The sequence below is a fragment of the Motilimonas thetidivivens genome, assembly GCF_046452435.1.
GTDB lineage: Bacteria > Pseudomonadota > Gammaproteobacteria > Enterobacterales > CBDFNC01 > Motilimonas.
Genome location: NZ_JBKFDK010000011.1, coordinates 63616 through 85762 on the forward strand (window position 1 = coordinate 63616; position 22147 = coordinate 85762).

General features: G+C 43.8%; 21 protein-coding genes. 9 read left to right on the forward strand and 12 right to left on the reverse strand.

All coding sequences use genetic code 11. The features are described from left to right. Positions 1 to 105 precede the first annotated feature (105 nt). The 4 genes from ACK8OT_RS10165 (at position 106) to ACK8OT_RS10180 (ending at position 3076) form a co-directional block, all read left to right on the forward strand. Positions 106 to 1035, forward strand: a complete 930-nt coding sequence (locus ACK8OT_RS10165; protein WP_410196401.1) for a DNA/RNA non-specific endonuclease — start codon at positions 106 to 108, stop codon at positions 1033 to 1035. 123 nt (positions 1036 to 1158) lie between these two features. Beyond that, complete coding sequence (gene hutG, locus ACK8OT_RS10170; protein WP_410196402.1) at positions 1159 to 2094, forward strand: formimidoylglutamase; 936 nt, start codon at positions 1159 to 1161, stop codon at positions 2092 to 2094. 69 nt (positions 2095 to 2163) lie between these two features. After that, a complete protein-coding gene (locus ACK8OT_RS10175) occupies positions 2164 to 2319 on the forward strand; it encodes a hypothetical protein (RefSeq protein WP_410196403.1) in 156 nt (51 codons plus the stop codon). A 163-nt stretch (positions 2320 to 2482) separates the two neighbouring features. Further along, positions 2483 to 3076: a superinfection exclusion B family protein gene (locus ACK8OT_RS10180; RefSeq protein ID WP_410196404.1), complete on the forward strand. Its 594-nt coding sequence runs from the start codon at positions 2483 to 2485 to the stop codon at positions 3074 to 3076. A gap of 82 nt (positions 3077 to 3158) precedes the next feature. On the opposite strand, the gene ACK8OT_RS10185 is transcribed toward ACK8OT_RS10180, so the two are convergent. Both ACK8OT_RS10185 and ACK8OT_RS10190 read right to left on the reverse strand, forming a co-directional pair. Next, positions 3159 to 5075: an MOSC N-terminal beta barrel domain-containing protein gene (locus ACK8OT_RS10185; RefSeq protein ID WP_410196405.1), complete on the reverse strand. Its 1917-nt coding sequence runs from the start codon at positions 5073 to 5075 to the stop codon at positions 3159 to 3161. Between the two features lie 48 nt (positions 5076 to 5123). Further along, positions 5124 to 5582 (reverse strand): methylglyoxal synthase, encoded by a 459-nt coding sequence (locus ACK8OT_RS10190; protein ID WP_410196406.1) that lies wholly within the window; start codon positions 5580 to 5582, stop codon positions 5124 to 5126. Between the two features lie 272 nt (positions 5583 to 5854). Between ACK8OT_RS10190 and ACK8OT_RS10195 the strand changes: the two genes are divergently transcribed. Together ACK8OT_RS10195 and aroG are read left to right on the forward strand one after the other, a co-directional pair. Continuing rightward, entirely contained in the window at positions 5855 to 6340 is a 486-nt protein-coding gene (locus ACK8OT_RS10195; RefSeq protein WP_410196407.1) for a hypothetical protein, read from the forward strand. 133 nt (positions 6341 to 6473) lie between these two features. After that, positions 6474 to 7529: a 3-deoxy-7-phosphoheptulonate synthase AroG gene (gene aroG / locus ACK8OT_RS10200; protein WP_410196408.1), complete on the forward strand. Its 1056-nt coding sequence runs from the start codon at positions 6474 to 6476 to the stop codon at positions 7527 to 7529. Between the two features lie 277 nt (positions 7530 to 7806). Here aroG and ACK8OT_RS10205 read toward each other — a convergent pair whose 3' ends face one another. Beyond that, entirely contained in the window at positions 7807 to 8991 is a 1185-nt protein-coding gene (locus tag ACK8OT_RS10205) for a cystathionine beta-lyase (RefSeq protein ID WP_410196409.1), read from the reverse strand. A 159-nt stretch (positions 8992 to 9150) separates the two neighbouring features. Beyond that, a complete protein-coding gene (locus ACK8OT_RS10210) occupies positions 9151 to 9861 on the reverse strand; it encodes a DUF3581 domain-containing protein (RefSeq protein WP_410196410.1) in 711 nt (236 codons plus the stop codon). A gap of 269 nt (positions 9862 to 10130) precedes the next feature. On the opposite strand from ACK8OT_RS10210, the gene ACK8OT_RS10215 reads away from it, so the two are divergent. Beyond that, a complete protein-coding gene (locus tag ACK8OT_RS10215; protein WP_410196411.1) occupies positions 10131 to 11036 on the forward strand; it encodes a chemotaxis protein in 906 nt (301 codons plus the stop codon). A gap of 8 nt (positions 11037 to 11044) precedes the next feature. Here the strand turns inward: ACK8OT_RS10215 and ACK8OT_RS10220 are convergent, their stop codons facing one another. From ACK8OT_RS10220 to ACK8OT_RS10255, 8 genes are read right to left on the reverse strand one after another with little or no spacing between them, the layout of a single operon-like run. Further along, entirely contained in the window at positions 11045 to 11749 is a 705-nt protein-coding gene (locus ACK8OT_RS10220) for a tyrosine-protein phosphatase (RefSeq protein WP_410196412.1), read from the reverse strand. Beyond that, on the reverse strand, positions 11746 to 12153 hold the full coding sequence (locus ACK8OT_RS10225; RefSeq protein WP_410196413.1) for a VanZ family protein: 408 nt from the start codon (positions 12151 to 12153) through the stop codon (positions 11746 to 11748). The genes ACK8OT_RS10220 and ACK8OT_RS10225 overlap by 4 nt, the downstream gene beginning before the upstream one ends. Before the next feature lies 1 nt (position 12154). Next, positions 12155 to 12889: a VpsP family polysaccharide biosynthesis protein gene (locus ACK8OT_RS10230; RefSeq protein ID WP_410196414.1), complete on the reverse strand. Its 735-nt coding sequence runs from the start codon at positions 12887 to 12889 to the stop codon at positions 12155 to 12157. Between the two features lie 26 nt (positions 12890 to 12915). Continuing rightward, a complete protein-coding gene (gene galU, locus ACK8OT_RS10235; protein WP_410196415.1) occupies positions 12916 to 13749 on the reverse strand; it encodes a UTP--glucose-1-phosphate uridylyltransferase GalU in 834 nt (277 codons plus the stop codon). 38 nt (positions 13750 to 13787) lie between these two features. Beyond that, positions 13788 to 16043, reverse strand: a complete 2256-nt coding sequence (locus tag ACK8OT_RS10240; RefSeq protein ID WP_410196416.1) for a GumC family protein — start codon at positions 16041 to 16043, stop codon at positions 13788 to 13790. 18 nt (positions 16044 to 16061) lie between these two features. Further along, positions 16062 to 16598, reverse strand: a complete 537-nt coding sequence (locus ACK8OT_RS10245) for a polysaccharide biosynthesis/export family protein (RefSeq protein ID WP_410196417.1) — start codon at positions 16596 to 16598, stop codon at positions 16062 to 16064. A gap of 5 nt (positions 16599 to 16603) precedes the next feature. Beyond that, positions 16604 to 17809 carry an outer membrane beta-barrel protein gene (locus tag ACK8OT_RS10250; protein ID WP_410196418.1) on the reverse strand — a complete coding sequence of 402 codons (1206 nt, stop codon included), beginning with the start codon at positions 17807 to 17809 and terminating at the stop codon, positions 16604 to 16606. 10 nt (positions 17810 to 17819) lie between these two features. Next, on the reverse strand, positions 17820 to 19220 hold the full coding sequence (locus tag ACK8OT_RS10255) for an undecaprenyl-phosphate glucose phosphotransferase (RefSeq protein ID WP_410196419.1): 1401 nt from the start codon (positions 19218 to 19220) through the stop codon (positions 17820 to 17822). Between the two features lie 355 nt (positions 19221 to 19575). On the opposite strand from ACK8OT_RS10255, the gene ACK8OT_RS10260 reads away from it, so the two are divergent. Continuing rightward, positions 19576 to 20220, forward strand: a complete 645-nt coding sequence (locus ACK8OT_RS10260) for a transglutaminase-like cysteine peptidase (RefSeq protein ID WP_410196420.1) — start codon at positions 19576 to 19578, stop codon at positions 20218 to 20220. A 9-nt stretch (positions 20221 to 20229) separates the two neighbouring features. Continuing rightward, positions 20230 to 22140, forward strand: a complete 1911-nt coding sequence (locus ACK8OT_RS10265) for a bifunctional diguanylate cyclase/phosphodiesterase (RefSeq protein ID WP_410196421.1) — start codon at positions 20230 to 20232, stop codon at positions 22138 to 22140. Positions 22141 to 22147: the final 7 nt, after the last annotated feature.

Here is a 22147-nt window from a genome sequence, read left to right on the forward strand (position 1 = left end):
AGCCTCACAGCGTGAGTTCACAGTTTAAAAATACATAACGTGTTGAGCCAAAAAGGCGAATAAGTTTGCCTATCATAGTAACAAATAAATCAATAATGGATTTTTATGCGCAAACTGTACCTTAGTCTTATTCTTTTCACTTCCATCGTTGGCTGCCAAAGTGGCACTAGTTCGCTGCAACCCAACCAACAAGCCTCGTTCATTGCTTCAACTGACTGCGATCAAACATTAGTGGAGCACGATTCGGATCTCAGCTTATGCCGTGAAGGCTACCAGCTGGGCTTTAACCTAAGCCATAACACCGCCGATTGGGTCAGCTATCAATTAACCCCCGAACGGGTTATTGGTTATGGTCAAGATTATGATTTTATCCCCGACCCCGATTTACCCAGTTCGGCACAAATCGCCCCATCCACTTATTTGACGACAGGCTATGATCGTGGCCACCTTGCGCCCGCTGCGTCGATGGATTTCACCCCAAGCTCGGCGCAACAATCTTACTTGATGAGCAACATAGTGCCACAGCTGCCAGCGTTTAATCGCCAAGGCTGGGCTGAGCTGGAAGCATGGGAGAGACAATGCACACTTGAAATCGGCCATTTAATGGTAATAACGGGCCCCATTTATTACACCCGAGATCAGCAATGGTTAGCCCAGAAAATCCGCATTCCATCAGCCTATTTTAAAGCCTATGCCAGCCCAATAAACCAGCAAACCACCATGGCCTTTGTCATTCCCCATCAGGGTTTTAGCCTCTCTGACGTGAGCCAATACCAAGTCAGCATGGCACAGCTCGAGGGCTTAACTAAGCTGCGCTTGTTTCCTCAATTTGGTCTAAACAAACATGAACTAGGCGACCTTTGTGGCCTAAATACAAACAGCACCGCCACCAATTCCTCCTTTAGCTGTGAAGATAAGCGTTATTGCAGCCAAATGCAGAATTGCCAAGAAGCGCAATTTTACTTAAATACCTGTGGTGTCAGTCGATTGGATAATGATAACGATGGTATCGCTTGCGAAACCTTATGCTACTAAGTGAAGAATTTTGCAGCAGTTCACAGATGTATTAATTTTGTCATTAAGGCGAGGGATATTGGTTTTAGTTTAGCCATGATGTGCCAAACTAAAAATCAGCTAATTCCTTGAGATATATTAGATATGACAAATTTATCTTCGCCTTTATGGCTAGGCAAACAAGACCGTGAAGACAGCCCATTAGCAATACGCTGGCACAATAAAGTGACTCGTTTAGAGCACGGCGCGCAGCAAGGAACCTGCTTAGTCGGCTTTCCTTGTGATTTGGGTGTACGTAAAAGTAAAGGCCGCCACGGCGCCGCCAAAGGTCCCGAAGCGATTCGGCGCGCCCTCGCTAATCTAGCTTGGCATTTGGATAAGCCGGTATATGATGCTGGTAACCTAGATTGTGAATGGTTTGAACTATCCAAAGCACAAGCAGACTTAGGTAACATGGTGGCAGATATCTTAGAGCAAACTCACTTTCCGATTATCTTAGGCGGGGGGCAAGAGCTAGCATTTGGCTGTTATCAAGGATTAGATAAAAAACTCAGTTCCACAGCCAAAATTGGCGTGATCAATTTCGACACCCATTTTGATATCCGCAGCGATCACGACGGCGGTTCATCGGGCAGCCAATTTTATCAAATAATGAAACATGCCCAAGACAAAGGTCGTGAATTACAATATCTTTGCCTTGGTGTCAGCAAAATTAGTAACAGCCAAGCCTTGTTTCAAAGGGCAAAAGAATTTCAGGTAAAATACAAATTTGATACCGAGCTGCACTGGCACAACATTGACGTTGTAAAAGCGGGTATTAGGTCTTTTATTAACGAAGTCGATGCCATCTATATCAGCATTGACCTCGCTGTACTGCCTGCCTATATCGCGCCCGGAGTAAGCGCCCCAGCCGCTTATGGTATGCCCCTCGAGCTACTTGAGCACCTGATTTTGACGGTCAAAAAACACGGCCAAGATAAGCTAAAGCTTGCTGACATTAGTGAATATAACCCGAACTTTGATCAAGACAACCGCACCGCCAATGTTGCAGCGCGATTAATTAGTCAGTTAGCACTTTGACGGTTGTCAGATTTTTGTCATATATGACTCTTATACTAAGCAGGCTTTTAAGACTTAGCGAATTGGCTTATGTGGATTGGAAAACGCGTGGTATATCCCAGACGTAATCTCGACTTCAGTGAAGGTGTGGTTATCAGCCATCAGCAAGCAACAGGTATCGTCTCGGTAAGAGACTTCTCCGGTGAGCTGTGGCAAGGACATCTCCATCAAATCGCACTTTTGTAGTGATGCGATCCTAACAAGTACCGCCCTTGAATCATCAAGGGCTTTTTTTTGCCTCGAATTTAATCTTGGCACTGCACTTGCTTAATAAAACCTAACTGGCTCAACGCGATGCCCAACTTACATTTTGCATCATGCCTCAATGGAAATACGAAGGGGATTTCACATGAAACAAATTATTACGCAATTCTCGATGAATGTTCAATTTAGCTTACTAATGGCTTGGGTATTATTAAGCGGCATATTTATGCTGATCTTGCCCGGCGGATTAGCCGAAGCGCTCAACATTCAGTCGTTACAAGCTCAACTGAGCCCGTACCTAACGGTTGCTAGTATCATTAGCTGTGCTTACTTTATCGCTAAAGGCTTGCTATACACTCACTTTAGGCTAACCCATAAAACCGAGCAGCAACAGCAATACAAGCGCATGACAGATATGATCAAGCGCCTTGATTTTGAAGAAAAAGCGGTGTTACGTGAATATATTATTCAGCGTAAAAATGTGCTGTCTCTGCCATTAAATGAGCCCGCTGTTGCCAACTTATTGGACGCAGGCGTGCTGGTGCCCGCCTTATCGACTCAGGAAATTAATGGTGAACGCCGGATAGTGAAACTTTCGATAAACCTTGCAGCGCGACCACTACTTACCCACAAGTTACTTGGTTTGCCACAAGGGAAAATGACGGAAGAAGAAGTAGAGTTACTAAAATCGGCGCGTCCTGAATACGCTCGTCAAAATTTTGTTGGCTTGCGCAGTTAAGAGAACACAATCAGTGTCAAAAAGGCGGCGGATCACTCGTATTTTGACACTGATTAATAGAGCCTGAGTTAATTAGCAAACATTAGCACTGCGACACCACGAGATCCGTTTGCGGCACACAACTACAAGCCAAAACCACCCCACTCTCTCGTTCATCGGGAGTTAAAGCCGCATCACTTAGCATACGCACTTCACCCGAGTGTAATTGCACCTTACAGGCTCCGCACATGCCACCACGACAAGAAAAAGGTAAACTCAATCCAGCTTGTTCGGCTTGCTCTAATAATGTCAATTGGTTGTCGCCCTCAACATAAGTATCCCAGCTATCAAATAGAATATTCAGTTGCTTTTTATTGCCACCAAAACCCTCTTTTTGGCCAAAACTCTCATCATAATACTGACTTGATGGCAATCCCGCAGCCAATAACAGTTGTTTCATCTGCGTCATAAAGCCGGTTGGACCGCAGACAAACGCAGTGCGTTTCGTCAGGTCGGGTATCTGCTCCAAAAAGCGCTGGTTGATATGGCCAAAATACATTCCTGTTTTAGGAGCAAACTCATCACCTTGCTCGCGACTGATAAAATAGTGCAAGCTTAAATGAGGTAATAACGACTGCAAGAAGGCTAGCTCTTGCTGACACACCAGATCGGCTTGGGTTTTAGCAGCATGTAAAAACACCACATCACGCCTTTGCGCTAAATCGCTGATGTTTCGAAGCATTGACAGCATGGGGGTAATACCGACCCCAGCAGAAATAAACAATAAGGGAGCCTCACTGGGTGCTTTTTGTAAATGAAAGCTGCCCGCAGGTGCATAAGCAAATAAGTTATCGCCGACTTCTAAATGCTCATGCAACCAAGTAGAGACCTTACCTTGAGCTAACTTTTTCACCGTGATGCTGATGAGATCCGGTCTAGTTGGTGTCGATGACAAGGTATATGTGCGTTTGTATGGCTTGTTATCTATGGTCACTTCAATGTTGATGTACTGCCCCGCAAGGTAACTAAACTTAGTCACGTTGGCGCAACTAAAGCGAAACGTTTTTACATCATGGCTTTCTTCTATGACAGCAACACAAGTTAACGCCTGTGTTTGATGCTTACTCCACTGATTTGCCTGCGCTATCGGCGTGGCGCTGCGCACTTTCGGTGCATGATTGATATAAGCTTCCGGGGTTTGATATTCCAACACCTCAACTTTATCAAATACCGATATTTTACCTTCATTTAACGCGATCAAATTTTGGCCAAAGTAAACCTGACCATCACTGCCTTTACGGTACTTTTGCAGCGTATTCAATGGCTCGTTCAGTTCACTCTTTATCCCTGTCGTAGGATCTATAGTGGTAAAAATGCAGCGCGAACACGGCTTCACGACCGCAAAACGAACTTCACCTATTTGAATGGTTTTCCAACTATCCTCAGCAAACGCGAGACAGTCCTTAACAACTAGGTTGGGACGAAAATGATCCATAGTGACGCTTTCATCGGCGCGCTCATTTAAGTCATCAAGAGATGCTTGCGATATCAGCAACAAGGGGTAGCCATCGGCGAAAGCCACTTGGGTTTGCTGATCTTTAACCCAGCGTTCACTTTGTTCAGCAAAAAAGAGTAATCGACATGGCACTCCCAAGAAATCACTAAACCAGGTGTCATAGTTTTTATGACACCATTGCCCGCTCACCTGAGTTCCCCATATCTCCACATCAAGGTAAAGGTGGCCAAAATCCCTTTTGTCAATTTCTAACGCCGGCATATTTGGCGCACGAACATGCAAACCATACTCACTAAACGCGCTGTGAACTAAGGTTAATTTTGGCTGAGTACGCGCCGTAATGAATTTGCCTTGGTGATCCACTAAGACAAAACGACGATCAAACACTAACCCCAACTCTTCAACAAAAGAGTGGTTAAGGTGAATACCGGCCGTTGATTTTATCGGGAAAACCGTAATCTGGCTTAACTTCGCTTGCTTTATGGCGGGGCTAGGTGCTGACATCTAAGCTTCCTTATAGGCACACTAATCACATTGAGTGTGCAACTGTGATTATTGAGTCCGCTCAGCTAAGTAGCCGGCATAATCGGGAATTTCAATCTCATACTCATTGTTCATAAACTCTGAGTTCATTAAAAAATTGGCGCTGGATTTGTTGGTTGCACACGGAATGTTCCATACCGCGGCTAAGCGTAATAAAGCTTTAACATCCGGATCATGAGGCACTGCATTTAATGGATCCCAAAAAAAGATCATCACATCAATTTCGCCCTCGGCAATCAAGGCCCCCAGTTGCTGATCCCCACCCATAGGACCCGATAACAAACATTTCACCGGCAAGCCCACTTTTTTACTAAGCAAGGTGCCCGTTGTCCCCGTGGCAAAGAGATGATGTAACTTCAGCTGTTCTGCTTTTTCTTGCGCCCAAGCGAGTAAATCGGCTTTTTTATTATCGTGTGCCACCAATGCAATTCGTTTGTTCGCGGCCATTTTTCGTGTGGTATTTTTCACTCAACGCTCCAAGTTATTAGGTTACCGATTAGATAAATAATAGAGAAATAAAACCCAGTTTAACGGGGATCAAATTGCAGACACAGAGTAAGACAGTCACATCTTAACGATTTCATTAAAGTGTTGCATTTGCTTGATGTAAATCAATTTACCCGCGAATAGTTAAAACATCCAGAGCTTGTCACGCTAACTTAACTATTTTTATGATAAAACATATCTCTCCTAGATGAGCGGTATCTCGTGACCTACTATTGACCGCGTTAGAGTATGCAATGATAAAAAGTAATCAGCTATTAGTGCAAACCTTAGAAAAACTTCCCCAACTATTTATTGCGAATCCAGACATTAAATTAATGGGGCTGTGGATAGATAATCGAAATGAGCCCAATTTACTGTACGCCATCTATCTAGAAAAGGATGACGTTTCAGAAGAGCTGCCTTATCGAGCCCAATTAGCCATAGGTGAATGGGATAACACGGATAACAGCGAGGAGTTTTTTATCGAAGCCTTAACGGCTTCACGTTTAGTAGAAAAGCTACGTAGCTTTATCGATCCCGCTCCTTTTGTTTTTTTTGAAGTACCCAAAAGCATCACCATGGACGTGGTCAACATGTATCCCGATCCTATGATGTATAAACTATTTCCTGAATTGGGAGAATTTGATGCCAGCTTAAGCCAAACGGATCTGCTGGACGCACGAAAACAAGCAAACCAAATCCTCAATAATCTACACACAAGAACTGAAGTGACTAGTTAAGCTAAAAATCAGCATAAATAGTCTATATAATTATCAGTCAAATTTGCGCCAGCCCCGCTAAGGCTGGTACATTAAGGACACAAAGGGATAAGCATTGCCGAGCCATCTCGGCCATAATTAATGAGTGAGTAATATGCAGTACCAAACGGACGACCTTCGCATTCGCGAAACCAAAGAACTTTTACCCCCAATTGCTGTACTAGAAAAATACCCAGCCACAGAAAAATCTTCAGCGACTGTGTATCAAGGCCGCACCGCAATTCAAAATATCTTACACGACAAAGACGACCGCCTATTGGTTGTGATTGGCCCATGTTCAATTCATGACACCCAAGCTGCTGTCGAATATGGCCAAAAATTATTGGCGTTACGTGAAGAGTTAAAAGATAACCTAGAAATCGTAATGCGCGTGTACTTTGAAAAGCCACGTACAACCGTAGGCTGGAAAGGTTTAATTAACGACCCATACATGAACGATAGTTTTCAAATTAACGATGGTTTACGTATTGGCCGCAAATTACTATTGGATTTGAACGAACTAGGTATGCCTACCGCCAGTGAATTCCTTGATATGATTTCACCACAATATGTGGGAGATCTCATGTCTTGGGGCGCTATCGGTGCTCGTACAACCGAATCTCAAGTTCATCGCGAATTGTCTTCTGGCCTATCATGTCCAGTTGGTTTCAAAAATGGTACCGATGGCACGATTAAGGTTGCGATTGATGCGATTGGCTCAGCCAGTGCTCCGCACCACTTTTTATCGGTCACCAAGTTTGGCCATTCAGCGATCGTGTCGACCACAGGTAACCCTGATTGCCACATCATTTTACGTGGTGGTAAAGAGCCTAACTACAGCGCAGCTCATGTTGATGCAATTTGTAGTGATCTTGCCAAAGCAGATCTACCACAAAAAGTGATGATCGACTTTAGCCATGCTAACTCTAGCAAGCAATATAAAAAGCAACTTGACGTGTCTACCGATGTAGCCGGACAAATTGCCGCAGGTAACAAGTCAATTTTCGGTGTGATGATCGAAAGTCACTTAGTTGAAGGTCGTCAAGACCTCATCGATGGTAAAGCGGCCACTTACGGCCAAAGTATCACAGATGCTTGTATTGGCTGGCCAGATACAGAAACCGTGTTGCGCCAGCTTGCACAAGCAGTGGCTACAAGACGCCAAGCCTAAGCTTTACACAAACCGACTAGCAATAAAAAACCAGCTATCACAGCTGGTTTTTTTATTGCTTCAATCTGGTTATCAGCCTACCTCTATCGGGGAAATCCCACATAGATGAAACCAGCGCCTCCCTTCATAATGTGCTTACAAAATAGCCAATATGTAGAGGAGACGTCAGAATGCAAAGCTTGAACTTATTTTTTATCTGTCTGCAGCTGGCTTTTATTAGCGCAACGGCAATCAATATTTGGCTACTCTGGCGCTTTTTGAAACGCTTATAAGCCGATTAAGCTTCTTGCTCTAGTACGCTGTTTAATCGGGCAAACCCTTGCTCTAAATCAGCAACTAAATCATCTGGGTCTTCTAGACCAACGTGGACACGAATTAACGGCCCCGGCGCCTGCCATTGCGTCGCACTACGCAGCCCTTGTACGTTATTCACTGCTAAAATTAAGCTTTCATACCCGCCCCATGAGAAACCCATTTTAAAATGATGCATACCATCAAGTAATGCCGTCAATGCAGCCTGACTACCTCGGTTGAGAACAAAAGAGAATAAACCGTTACTGCCGCTAAAGTCGCGTTTGAAAAATTCATGGCCTGGGCAACTACTAAATGCAGGATGGCGAATATGATCCACTTCTTCACGGCTGGCTAGCCAGTTCGCTACTTTAATCGCATTTTCTTGGTGCTGGCGCATACGCACACCTATGGTACGTAAACCTCTCATCGCCATATAGATATCGTCAGGCGAGGTACATTGACCCATAAGATAACTGTTTTCTCTTAATTGAGGCCAGTGAGCTTCATTCGCTGTCGCCGTCCCCAGCATAACGTCGGAATGACCGACAATATATTTGGTCGCAGCTTGAATACTGATATCGACACCATGGGCAAAGGGATCAAAATTGATGGGAGAAGCCCAAGTATTATCTAGCATCACCGTAATGTCATGTTGATGAGCTATCTTTGCCAAGGTCGGAACATCTTGCACTTCCATGGTCAATGAGCCCGGCGATTCTAAAAATAAAATACGGGTGTTAGGTTGAATCAGCTCAGCAATACCGGCCCCGATCATGGGATCGTAATAGGTTGTAGAAATACCCAAATTCGCTAACATCTTGTCACAAAAGTCGCGGGTCGGCTCATAAGCCGTATCAACCATTAAAATATGGTCGCCGGTTTTAACAAACGACAAAATGGCGTTACTAATGGCTGCCGTACCTGACGGATATAAGGCACACCCCGCACCACCTTCAAGCTCAACCATGGCTTCTTGAAAAGCAAATGAAGTATCGGTGCCTCTGCGACCGTAAAACATGACTTTGTTAGTACGATTGCCGGTGGCATGTTTCATCTGCGCAACAGAATCAAACACCACGGTTGAAGCTCTCACTAAAGGTGGATTTACCACCCCTTTAGTCCATTTCTTTGCTCTTCCCGCCGAAACGATTTTAGTATCTTTTTTCATAAATCTGCCAATCCTTAGAACCAGGCGACTATTGTGGCATTTTTTGCTTTAGACCAACATAGCCGAACCAAAAATGAAATAAATCAATTGCAGGATATTAGAGAAGAAATTATAACGCTAGGCCGAGGACCGACCCAGCATAAGGGCAAACAGGTAAAATTACACCGAATAATTATCGCGGCTAGCTAGGTATTGAACACAAAAAGCATCAATAGCCGCTTGGTCAAATTCGCGTAGGCCACTCAGCATCATTTTTTTCGAGCCAGTACCGACCAATTCACCCGCTGATTTAACATCAAAAATGAGATAGGCCACGCCGCGCTTACCGCTTACTTCTAAACGGCTTTCAGCTAACTCTAACTTAGGAGGCTCACTAAAATTCACATGGGATAGATTAAATTCCATGCTGTCATAAATAACCAGTGGGCGCTCTGGGTTAAGCATGACATTGTGCTCAGCCATTAATGGCACCAAAATGTGTGGAAAGTTATGCCCAGAAAACTCAACATAATTGCGCGCCATGGCTTCAATCACAGCTTCGTCGTGACAAACATCACCATCACGCTCCACGCCTAAGTAAACCTTGCCGTTATCATCGGTCACGTCAAAACAGGGCGCATCCGTTACAGGGAAGTTTAGCGCGACATCTTTACCCACCATGCCAGCAAAATTAAATGACATTTTCTGACTTAAGCCATACTTGGCTAAAACCAAAGAGAACAAAAGATCACCAGGCACACAAAAACGTTTATTGCTGGGGTCATGCAAAGGGTTAAAATCCCCAGCAACACCTTTAGCAAAGTGACTTGCTTGCTCGGGCGTGATCAAAATTTGCTGGTTGGTTTGAGTAAAAAATTCGGCTAAAAACATCGAAAGTTCAGGCCCTGTAATGAATGAAAAATAAAAATAATAGTCTTACTATCATGGAGGCGGTTTTATACCAATAAAGCTCTCTGGTGTTAAGTAAAAATACCTAAAACCAAGTATAACTAATGATAAAGCGCAAACTTCAGAGTAAAAAACACCTATCCAACATGACTGGGATTCCGGCATTATCGATTTCTTGCTATTCTCTAAACACGAGCAATAGCGAACGATAACTTAAACTTGGCCCTAAATATTTCAATAGTGAGTGCACGATGAATAACAAAACCAGTACTAATCAGTCACAAGGTTTATTGCTATTTCACTTAACATCGCAGCAAAGCTTTGCTATTGGCACCCTAAAAGTACAAGAAATCGTTCCTTTTACGAAACTCACCAGCATTCCTAATGCCCATCCCTGTGTACTTGGCGCAGCGAATTTTCGCGGCAAAACCATCGCCGTTATAGATATGGCCAAAGCCATAGGTTATCCGCCAATCAAGCCTGAAGAACGCAACAACTGTGTGATTATCATTACCGATTGCAGCCGCCAACTGATGGGCTTTTTGGTTCGCAGCATCGATAAAATTATTGAGTGTGATTGGAAGAAAATTTCAGCCCCGTCACAATCTTTAGGCCGTCATATCTATGTTACTGGCGTGACTAAGGTCGGTGACAAATTAGTGCAATTGATGGACGTTGAATTACTGCTAGATCAGGTTTATCCCGATAAGGATAATAAAGCATTACCCACTCTATCTAGCCATGAAAAAGCCCTGCTTAGGGATCAGAATATTTTACTAGTAGATGATTCCTCTGTAGCCCGTCGTCAATTAGCGGGGGCATTAGATGAAATGGGCGTACACTATTTGCTGCATAAAAATGGCCATGATGCTTTTGAAGCCATGAAACAATGTGCAGAGCAAGGAGAGCCGATTGATATTCTAGTGAGCGACATTGAGATGCCCGGACTGGATGGCTACGAACTTGCGTTTGAAGTGCGCAGTGCGCCAGCCATCGCCAACGCATACATCATTTTGCACACCTCATTATCGAGTGAAATTAGCGTCGATCGCGCCCACCAAATTGGCGCGGATGAAGCCCTAACTAAATTTGATGCCGAAGAATTGATCCACGCGATTTTGCGCGGAGCAGAGAAAAAACAAGCCCTCACATCTTAACTTCAGCACTATAAGCCAATAATATTTGCCGGAGTATCAAGCACTAGCTTGCTGGCTTGGCGCTGCCCTAACCATTGGCTAGCAACTGCAAATGCTGCAGACAGCTTAGGTGTTCGATTGCTCAAGTTATGAGCATCGCTGGCAATGACACTGGCATGGCCTTCCTCAAGTAACGCCTTAGCGCGCGCTAAACTTCGCTCGCCAAAGCCCCCCAATAAGGAGTTCGCCGTCACTTGCATTAAACAACCTTGCTTAATGAAAGGTTGCAATTTGGCTGGCTGCTCCCACACCGCGCGATTGCGCTCAGGGTGAGCTATCATGGGAAGAATGTTATTGCCCAATAACCAAGCCGTTAAATTTTCACTGCCAGGGGGAATATGGGCGTGTGGGAACTCAAGCAACAAAACATTTTTCTGCTGATAACGACCAAGAAATGGCAATACACCTTGCTTAGCCCACAACATAATTTGCGGGTCAAGACGCACCTCCGCCGCCAATGAAAATGAATAACTATCATCTTGCTCTCTTATCGAGTGCGCCGCGGCGGCAATGGTTGTTTCGGTATTATCAAATCGCCCCGGCTCAATATGCGGCGTCATAACACTGTGGGTAATACCATCTTCGCGCGCCATGGCCAGCATTTGCAAACTGGTCGCAACGCAGTCGGCACCGTCGTCAATGGCAGGTAAAATATGACAATGTAAATCAATCATAATTCCACTCTTTCAAGGTAAATTTGCCGCGCTAACTGAAACAAAAGCCAAGCAAAAGTACCACCTAAGGCACTCATCGCAAAGTCCATTAAATCAAACTGGCGCAGCGGTGACCACGCTTGTAAGCACTCATCCACTAAAAATGCCAATAGCACACCAATCCCGAGCCAAAGGTAAGGCAAAAAGCGCAACCTTAACTCATCTCTTAGTAAACTGAACAGGGCAAATAGCATTGCAAACATTAAAGCAAAACCAAAACTAAAATGTACTATCTTGTCCCCGCCAAGCCCTTGCTCTAAAAGCCGAATTTCGTCACTGGCTAACCCTAAGGTTTTTAGTAGCGATAGGGTGGGCGCAATAGCAATGACGAATAGCGAAGGAATTAAGATAGACCACTTGATCATGCTATTTACGACGACACGTTGACGGCAGTAAAGTGCTTGGAAAATGCTCATCCTGCTTTACTTTTTGCCGCGCAAGGGCACAGCCATAGGCTAATCTATTTTGCTGTTTCAGATAACGAATCAACTGATGTTGACTTTGTCTATGCATTAATCCCAGTGCAATGTGTTTGGTGGTGAGTTTGCGTAATGAGGAACTCAACTCAGGCCATGCTAATAAACCAGACTGACTCAAAACCAGATGCACCTCTGCCGTCATAGAGCCAAATTGGTCGGCAGCCACAAAAGCAGAAGCAAACTCATCATCGATTTGATTCAACCAAAGCTTGGTATGTACGACGTCGGCATAAGTATTTGGCCAATGTGGCCTTAACGCGATCGCTTGGTTCAGTAAGGCTAAACTTGCCTGTAATGGCGCAATTTGTTGCGCTGACTCAACCGTATCCGTTTGCTGCGCTGCAATTAAATATTGCCACTGATAGACCTTGGCTTCTAAAACCAAATAATGGGGGTGATTTGGGTGGAATATGTTGGCTTGTTTAGCCGCATTTAATACCGGCGCGAGCTGCGAATTATCAATAATGGCCTGCTTGTCTTGAAGCGCCTGCCATTGCTCTAAGCTGTTCTCAACATAATTTGCATATAAGTTAGCCAGAGCATAACGCCCAGCAAAAAAAATAAGCCCGATGGCCAACAAGGCTATCAGGCTTTTAATTACGATCCGGTAAAACTGCGTCATATTCAGCCGGCAAAAGATGCCGTTAATTAACCTTTATAAAATTTTTCGTAGCAGTAGTTTGTTGCTTCAATGAAGCCTGGCACGCTACCACAGTCAAAACGGCGACCTTTAAATTTGTACGCCAATACACAGCCCGATTGAGCTTGCTTTAATAATGCATCAGTAATTTGGATTTCGCCGCCTTTACCTGGCTCTTGATTCTCAAGAATATCGAAGATGTCAGGTGTTAAAATATAACGGCCAATAATAGCTAAGTTACTTGGCGCCGTACCCGGCTCAGGCTTCTCAACCATGTCATCAACACGGTACAGATCATCTTTGATCATTTCACCAGCGATCACACCGTACTTGTGAATTTCATCGGCTGGTACTTCTTCAACCGCCACTATGCTACAACGAAATTGCTTGTACAGCGCAACCATTTGCGCCAATACACCTTGCTCTTCATTGATACAAAGGTCGTCCGCTAAAACGACAGCAAAAGGCTCATCACCAACCAGCTCTTTACCGGTTAAAATCGCATGACCTAAGCCTTTCATTTCACTTTGACGAATAAAAGTAAACTTGGCGGTATCGATAATATTACGAATATCGACCAGCATATTTTCTTTGCTGGTGCCTTTGATCTGATGCTCTAACTCATAGTTCATATCAAAGTGATCCATCAGTGAGTGCTTACCGCGACCGGTAACAATACACATACCTTCGATACCCGCAGCAATCGCCTCATCCACACCATATTCAATTAATGGTTTGTTTACGATAGGCATCATTTCTTTTGGCATTGACTTAGTTGCTGGTAAAAATCGCGTACCATAACCTGCCGCAGGAAATAGACATTTTTTAATCGTTGCTTTCATTATTTTATCCCTAAATCTCCATCAGATGGAGTTAACAATTATACAGATTCTTTTTCTACTTTAGATACTTGCGCCGCTGCGGGTGCCTTTTCTGCATAGCCATAGTATTCATAATAACTTCCATGACCACTGTATTTCGCTGCTTTTTTGAGATTCAACCGATTTAAAATAACGCCATCGATCTTCACGCCCTGTTGCACTAGCTTGCCTAAGGTATGTTTCACCACCCCGGTGCGAGTATGCTCGGCACGTGTAACAAGAATGCAAGAGTCAACCTTTTGCGATAATAGGTAAGCATCACTGACCGCTTGACAAGGCGCGGTATCGATAACAATACGGCTATAACGCTGCTTTAATTTCTCAAGCAACACACCAAAGCGCTCAGAAGCCAACAGCTCTTGTGGATTAGGCGGCACTAAGCCAGCAGATAAAATATCCAGTCCGGATGTTTCATCTTTAACCAAACATTCCTCGAAGGTATGAGTACCGGCAATCAAGTTAGCTAACCCAGGTTGGGCGGCGGGAAGGTCAAATCTTCTCGCAACAGCAGGACGGCGTAAATCGCAATCAATCAAAATGGTTTTTTCTAACTGCGCCAAACCAAAGGCAAGGTTAATCGCTGATGTGGTCTTACCTTCACCAGGCTCGGAAGAGGTGACCAATACCGAGTGATTATCATGATTCATGTTCGACAGCATATAGCCAGTCCGTATGGTCCGCACCCCTTCCGAGAAGGCTCTCTGCTTTTCGTCATAATATAAATAGGTTGGCAGCTTATCTTTTTTGCCTTTAACTAACGGAAGTATCCCTAACAAACTCACACCCAGTGTCGTTTCAATTTGCTTGGCCGAAGTAAAGGTGTCATTAAGCGCTTCTAAAACAAATGCCACCACGCAACCAAAACCAAATGAAGCAACAAAGGCCATTAGTACAATGAGCTTACGCTTAGGGGCGCTCGGCAACAAAGGCTGGTAAGCCACATCGGTAAAGCGCGCAATCGTTGAACCAAAATCACTCGAAGCCGATGTTTCCTTGTACCGATTTAGGAATAAATCGTACAGTTGCTTGTTTGAATCCACTTCGCGTTGGTATTCAGAATAGCGCGCATTTTTCACCGTTAGCTCTTGGAACTCGGCCTTGCGCCCTTCAATTTCACGGCGGATCGTATTTTCAGCTTGGCGAGCCGCGCTCACTTCCGAGCCTATGCCTTTTACAAGCTGGCGTAACTCACGATCTAGGTTAGTCTGCGCCGATTTAAGTTCAGCTTGCGCCGCCTTCATTTTCGGGTGCTTTGGACCATAACGCTTAGTTAAATCTGAGATTTTACGCTCCGCATCAGACACGGCTAATTTCACATCACGAATAACCGGATGATTAGTAATTTCGGGTACCGATGAAATCTGTGCCACATTGCTGGTACTGCTTTGGGCTAAGTTATACAGAGACTCGGCAGCAACTCGGCGATCTCTGGCTTTATTTAGCTGTGAGGTAAGTTCATTCAACTCTTGTGAGGCCAGACCGCCAACCCCTTCGATATCAACCAAGCCTTCCTCTTTCAAGAAATCTTGTAACCGTGCTTCAGATGCCTGTAGATCGGCTTTTAGCTTAGCGACTCGTTCGTTTAACCAACCAGAAGCCTTGTTCGCAACCTGCATGGTCGAATCCAGGTTGCTTTCAATGTAGACATTACCGACTTCATTCGCGACTTGTGCAGCAAGGGCTGGACTAGTGCTACTAAACGAAATATTCACTAGTTGCGTTTTACGTACCGGAGAGATAGCTAGTTTGCTTTTAAACACCGCCAAAACACGCTGCTCTAGTCGATATGTAGCTTCTTCTTCGGAAAGCTCAGGCGCGGGCTTTTTTAAACCATTTAGAAAGGGCAATAATTCGTAGATATCAAAAGAGATATCAAGCAATTTTTGTTCTTCAATTAAGGCGGGATTAAATTCAGGGTTGTTAGTTAAATCTAACTTTCGAATCACTTCCAGCGCAATGCTGTCAGACTTTAATATTTCAAACTGAGTTAAAAAGTATTCATTGATACGAGTATCAAGGCCATAAACTTCTTCTACCGACACCGCTTTTGCTTGCTTAGATTCAATCATCAAGGTTGCAGTAGCGGTATAGATGGAAGGTTTAGACAAAGCCACTAAGCTGGCAATAGCCGTAACCATGATCGAGAAAAATAGAATTTTCCACTTATACTTCAATAACGTCAGCCATATTTGCTTAACATCAATCAGCTGTTCCATTTGCGGCATGCCCATAGGGGCAGAGACTTTCTGTTCCATTAATGATTAACCTGACGTTTAGAAGAAACTTTGTTCTATGGTGATAATGTCACCAGGCATAATGCTGGTGTCTAATTTAACCGGTTTAGGTTTTTTATCTGGCGCATCACTTGAGGTTACATAAATACTGCTTTTAGATGCGCGATTGGTAAAACCACCGGCGAGGGCAACAGCTTTATTGACCGTTAAACCAGGCTGAAAAGCATAGCCACCGGGCTGCTTTACTTCACCATTAATAAAAAATGGTCGGTACTCAACGATACTAACGTGGACACTTGGGTCAATCAGGTAATCCCCTTTCAACCCCTTTTGTATAGTGTCTTTCAAATCTTCAATGGTAAGGCCTTTAACCATGATCTGGCCAAGAAACGGATAGTTAATCCGACCACTGTCACTGAGCAAGGTTTCCATGGAAAGCTCTTCTTCACCATAAACTAAGATGGAGATCGTATCTCCAGCGCCTAGTTTATAAGTAGAGTCAAAATCATTAGCATGGGTAGACCATGCTAATGTCATCGCGGCAACCGCCAAAAGTACCGAATAAAGCCTTTTCATTGTCTTTACATCACCATGTTTACAGAGATAAAGAACACGTTTTTATCGTAATCTAAACCATCTTGGTTAGAATCTTTATCAGTTACGCGATAGCCAATCCCTAAATTAACCCAGCGACGCAGGTCATAATTCAGTCCAAATGCATACTGATCGGTGTCATCACGTCTTGAGCTGCCCGTGTAATCATCACGCACATAAGTCCAGCTGATATTGCTTGATAAGCGCTCTAACCAGTAATGGTTCCATGCCGCGCGGTAGAACGACTCTTCAATGTAATCACCACCTTGATCTGGATCTTTAGCGCGATGACGAGTGCCCACTTCAAACTTAGAGTATTCTTTAGCTTGCCAAGTTAGGCCCACATCCCAGCTAAAACCGTCAAAGTTTTCACGACTTGAAGCTTTAAAGTCCTTATTCTGATAACCCACCTTTGCAATACCGGTTACCGTCGCAGTGGTATCCCAAGTCGCACCAACATAGGCGTAGTAGTCATCGGAATCACGAGAAGTACCAGACACATCAAGCACATCATAACGCTTGTCATTTTTTAGCAGCTCAAATAACAAACTGGTCTTTGGCGCAACGCGGTAGTAAAACGCCCCAGCATAGCGCATTTCGTCATAATCACGATATTGGGTAAAATTGCGATAATTAGAGTAACGTTGATCAAAGTAACCTAAGTTAAACTTAAAGCGTCCCGTTGCCTCCATACCACCGAAACCATAACTGGCATCAACATAGTTGGTTCGGTAGCGAATGACTTCGTCAATCAAGTTACCCGCACCATCAGAAATGCCGGTACCACGCTCTTCGTGAGTTGCATTAAAATCGTAGCGTAAACCAGCGCGATGACGGTCCGTGAACTGCCAATCGGCTTTCAAGCCAACATAGTTATCTGTGTAATCGTCGTTATGAGAACTAAAATAGTTACCTTGGCTTAGACGATAGAGTAAAACGTATTCGTTACTACCCGGGTTTAGTTTCACCATTACACCTGGTTCAATCACACTGGCCCAAGAGCTTTTCTCGTTGTCACTGGCATTAATCACGTTATCATCGTGCTTTAACTCAGCTTGCACGAAAGGCAGGATTTCAATGCCGTTTTCGGTGACATAAGGATTAGCGGTCACTTCAGCGTAAGCAGATACACTAAAACAAGTGGCCAAGCTTAAACTCAACAGCGATACGCTATTCAATTGCAATGATTTCATTTATTTTCCCTTAATAAGCAGTTTTGCTTACAAATCCCTTAAAAATAGTTAAAAACACAATTTTTATGTCTAACCAAAGTGACCAACGGTGGATATAGTCCAAATCATATTGAACACGTTTTTCCATTTTCTCTAACGTGTCCGTTTCACCACGCCAACCATTAATTTGCGCCCAACCGGTAATGCCGGGCTTGACCTTATGGCGTAGCATGTAACGCTCAACCAACACGCGATACTCTTCGTTATGAGCAACCGCATGCGGGCGCGGCCCAACTATCGACATTGAACCCTGTAGTACATTAATAAACTGAGGTAATTCATCTAAAGAAGTACGACGCAAAAAACTACCTAGCGGAGTCACGCGAGGATCGTTTTTAGTCGCTTGAACCACTTTTGCGCCGTTATCCATGGTCGACATAGACCTAAATTTCCAAACCTTAATCTTGCGACCATCTAAGCCGTAACGAAATTGTTTAAAGATCACAGGGCCTGGCGACGTTAACTTTACCGCCACCGCAATGGCAATAAGTACGGGGGAAATTAAGGCTAATATCATGCTTGATAGCACGATATCTTCTAGGCGTTTGATCCAGCTGCTTAAGCCATTAAAAGGCGTATCAAACACACTTAAGGTGTGAATATCACCGACGGAGTCCCAACGCGAATGAAGCAAGTTGTAAGTAAAAAAGTCGGGAACTAAATAGGTACAAGCCGTGGTATCGGCAAACTCAGAAAGAAGGTGAGCAATACGATCTTTTGCATGCATCGGCAAGGCAATGTAAACCCGTTCAACCGCACCTTTTTTGGCAAGTTTGAGGGCTCGTTCAGCGTTACCACGTAATCGCGCAGGAAGATCTTGATCTAAACGGCTGGTATCGCGGTCATCATAAAAACCCAGCACTTTCACCCCTATTTCAGGATGACGTTGTAAATTTTTAACCAACGAAATGGCTTGCGGCGTTACCCCTATCACCACGGCATTACGCGTATTAAGGCCATTACGGCGCATTTGCGCACGATAGAATCGCAGCACCACGCGCCAACTCAGCAAACCACCCCAAGCAATAACAAACCACCAACCTATAACCAAACGTGAATAGTCAGTACCTAACTTGGTAAAATAGGCAAGCAACATTAAAACCGCACAAACAACAAACCAAGCTAACGTCGTCAACGTTGCTAAGTAACTAAAATTACTGCCTCGCCATGAGCGATACAAATCCACGCTTTCCGCAGCAATAGTGAAGCCAACAGTCGCCAACAAGGCAACCGCGAAGTAGTGGACATTAAAAGCTTGTTCAAAAATAGACAGCGAGATAAGTAGCGATAGAGAAACAAAGGCAATATCGATTAATCGATAAAAAAAGCTCGATGATTTACCAAACGTACGGATATGGCCTTGTGCGCCCATGGATTATATTCCTTTATTGCTAACGCCGCGCTCCCCGTCAGTGGGCAGTGCCTATGTTGTTATATTTTGTTGTGAGAGCTTACAGTAAAAAGTTGTCTTTTTTGTTGCAGTGCTTGTGATGTGCAATTGTTTTATTTATTTATTGCCAGACCAAAACTTGATTTGGGTAGCATTTTTATGCCGCGCTATGTTAATAGACTTGACAGTTATGCTCAAGGTGTTTCTTTGACATTTTAACAAAAAAAATCTAATACAAATTGAATCAAACCTTTAGTCTCATGAGAATAAATAAGGTAGGCTAAATACAATAGCAAATGACTTTTAGATGACTCTTTTCCCAATGACCTCGATGACAATGCTCAAATCTATCCTGTTTGCTTTAAGCCTTGTCGCGCTGGCTATCCCGGCTATCAATATTCAACAATACCTGACTCCCGCTATACTGGAGCAGGTAAAGGAAGAGCATGGCAATCGAGCTCATCACCGCGTCCGTTCATGGCAACAATTAATTGAAGGTAACCAACACCTAGGCGAGTATGACAAACTTAAATTGGTGAACGATTTCTTTAACCAACAGATCGAGTTTGTCGATGATATCTCGCATTGGCGACAAGAGGATTATTGGGCGACACCATTAGAAACCTTGATCACGGCTGGGGGCGATTGCGAAGATTTTTCTATCGCTAAATATTTTACCCTAAGAGCACTGGGAGTTGACGAAGATAAGTTGCGAATGATGTATGTTAAAGCACTAGATTACAACCAAGCTCACATGGTTGTGATTTACCTACCCGAACCTGGGGCATACCCTCTAGTGCTTGATAATATTAATCGTGATATCTTAAGTGCTCAGCAACGCCGCGATTTACGCCCGGTTTATAGCTTCAATGGTCAGGGATTATGGATGGCTAAAGCCCAAGGCTTAGGTAACAAGGTTAAGCAACGCAGAGGGTTTGCCCCCTGGGTTAAACTAATTAAACGGATTGAACAAGGCCAGTAGAGAATAGATATGAGCTTATTTGCCCGCCTAAATGGCATGTTGTTTGGTGTAATTTTAATGTGTTTTCTCACCAACTTAATCACCAATATCCAAGAAAGCCAAAATTATCTTGAAGAGCAACTCAATTCACACAGCCAAGATGCCGCGACATCTTTAGGATTATCCCTGAGCAATATCATCGGCTTAGATGATGTAGCTATGATAGAGACAACGGTCAACAGTATTTTTGACTCGGGATATTACCGCTCTATTAAACTTTACCGTATTGATGGTACGCCCATTGTTGAACGTGAATACCCCACTCAAATTGAAGGCATTCCGAACTGGTTTATTTCTCTTTTCCCGTTAAACCCACCCGTTAATCAAACCGAAATTAACGATGGCTGGCGCATTGTTGCCACCATGAAAATCCAAAGTAATCCGGGCTTGGCTTACTATCAACTTTGGCAAATGGCCAATAACACCTTTATCTCATCGGGTATTATATTTATTTTGGCGCTGTTTACTGGTTGGCTACTACTGCGCTTAATTTTACGCCCCTTAAGCGCTATCGAAGCTAAAGCCAATGCCATTGCCGACAAAGACTTTAGCCCTATCACTATGCAGCCAAAAGCGCGTGAACTTCGCATTGTTGTAGAAGCATTTAACCGCATGGCGGCGGCTTTGAAACGAAATTTTGATGAAATTTCTAGCTACGCCGAAAATATGCGTCAACAAGCCTTTATGGATACCTTAACGGGCTTTGGTAACAAACGTAGCTTCATGTCTAAACTCGCACTGGAATTGGAATCGAAAAAATCCAATAACAGTGGCTTAGTTGGTTTATTTCAACTGCAAGGCCTACAAGAGTTAAATGAAGAATTGGGCTATCAAGAAGCGGATCGCCACTTGAAAACCCTTTCAATGAAGTTAAAGCAAAACTTTAGTGAGCAACCTCAAAGTTCGTTTTTCCGCTTACAGGGTGCCGAGTTCGCCGTGATTATGCCCAATACCGATATCGAAGTATTAGCGCAAATCGAGCCGCTACTGAATCAAACCTTAAATCAAGCAAACAGCAAAGTTGCTGGCGCCTTTGTACGCTACCAAGAAGGCCAGCAGTCTGGTGCAGTGTTAGCGCAACTCGATAACCAAATCAGCCACTCAATCCAAAACGGCTGTAAGATCAGTATTGCCAATCAAGACAACACCGCGACCCAACGCAGTGACTGGCATGGCATCATTAACAATATTATTGAGCAAAACCGCATCAAGTTAGTTTTTCAGCCAATTGTCAATGAGCAAAAGCAAACTCTATATTACGAAACCTTAACACGATTCATCGACAGTGAAGGCAATCCGCTTAATACAGGTGACGTATTTTCTGCAGCTAACCGCATTAACCAAACCAAAGCATTGGATCAAGCCATATTCAAAGAAGTAATGGCCACCCTAAATGAATCAAATCAAGTTTCATTGTCAATCAACCTTGCAGGCAGCTCTTTGGCCGAAGAAGGTTTTCAACAATTTGTTTTAGAACAAATTAAAAAATCTCCTCAGCTCGCATCGAGGCTAATTATTGAAGTTAGCGAAACCAGTGCCAATCATTTTCTTGTTGCATTAAAAGCATTAGTTAGCGAGCTAAAGCAAGCTGGCACACTATTATCGATTGATCGCTTTGGCACTAGCTTTACATCTTTTAGCTATATTCAATCACTTAAACCCGATTTCTTAAAAATTGATGGTAGCTATATAAGGCAGCTTGAGCAGCACAAAGATAATCAGTTTTTCTTAAAGACCTTAGTGCAAATTGCACACGGCATCGATACTAAGGTGATCGCCGAACACATAGAAACGCAGCAAGAGTTAGATACCGCGAAAGAATTGTTAGTCGATGGCTTTCAAGGCTACTTAGTCGCTAAACCGGGCGCCATAAAAAATTAATCTATCT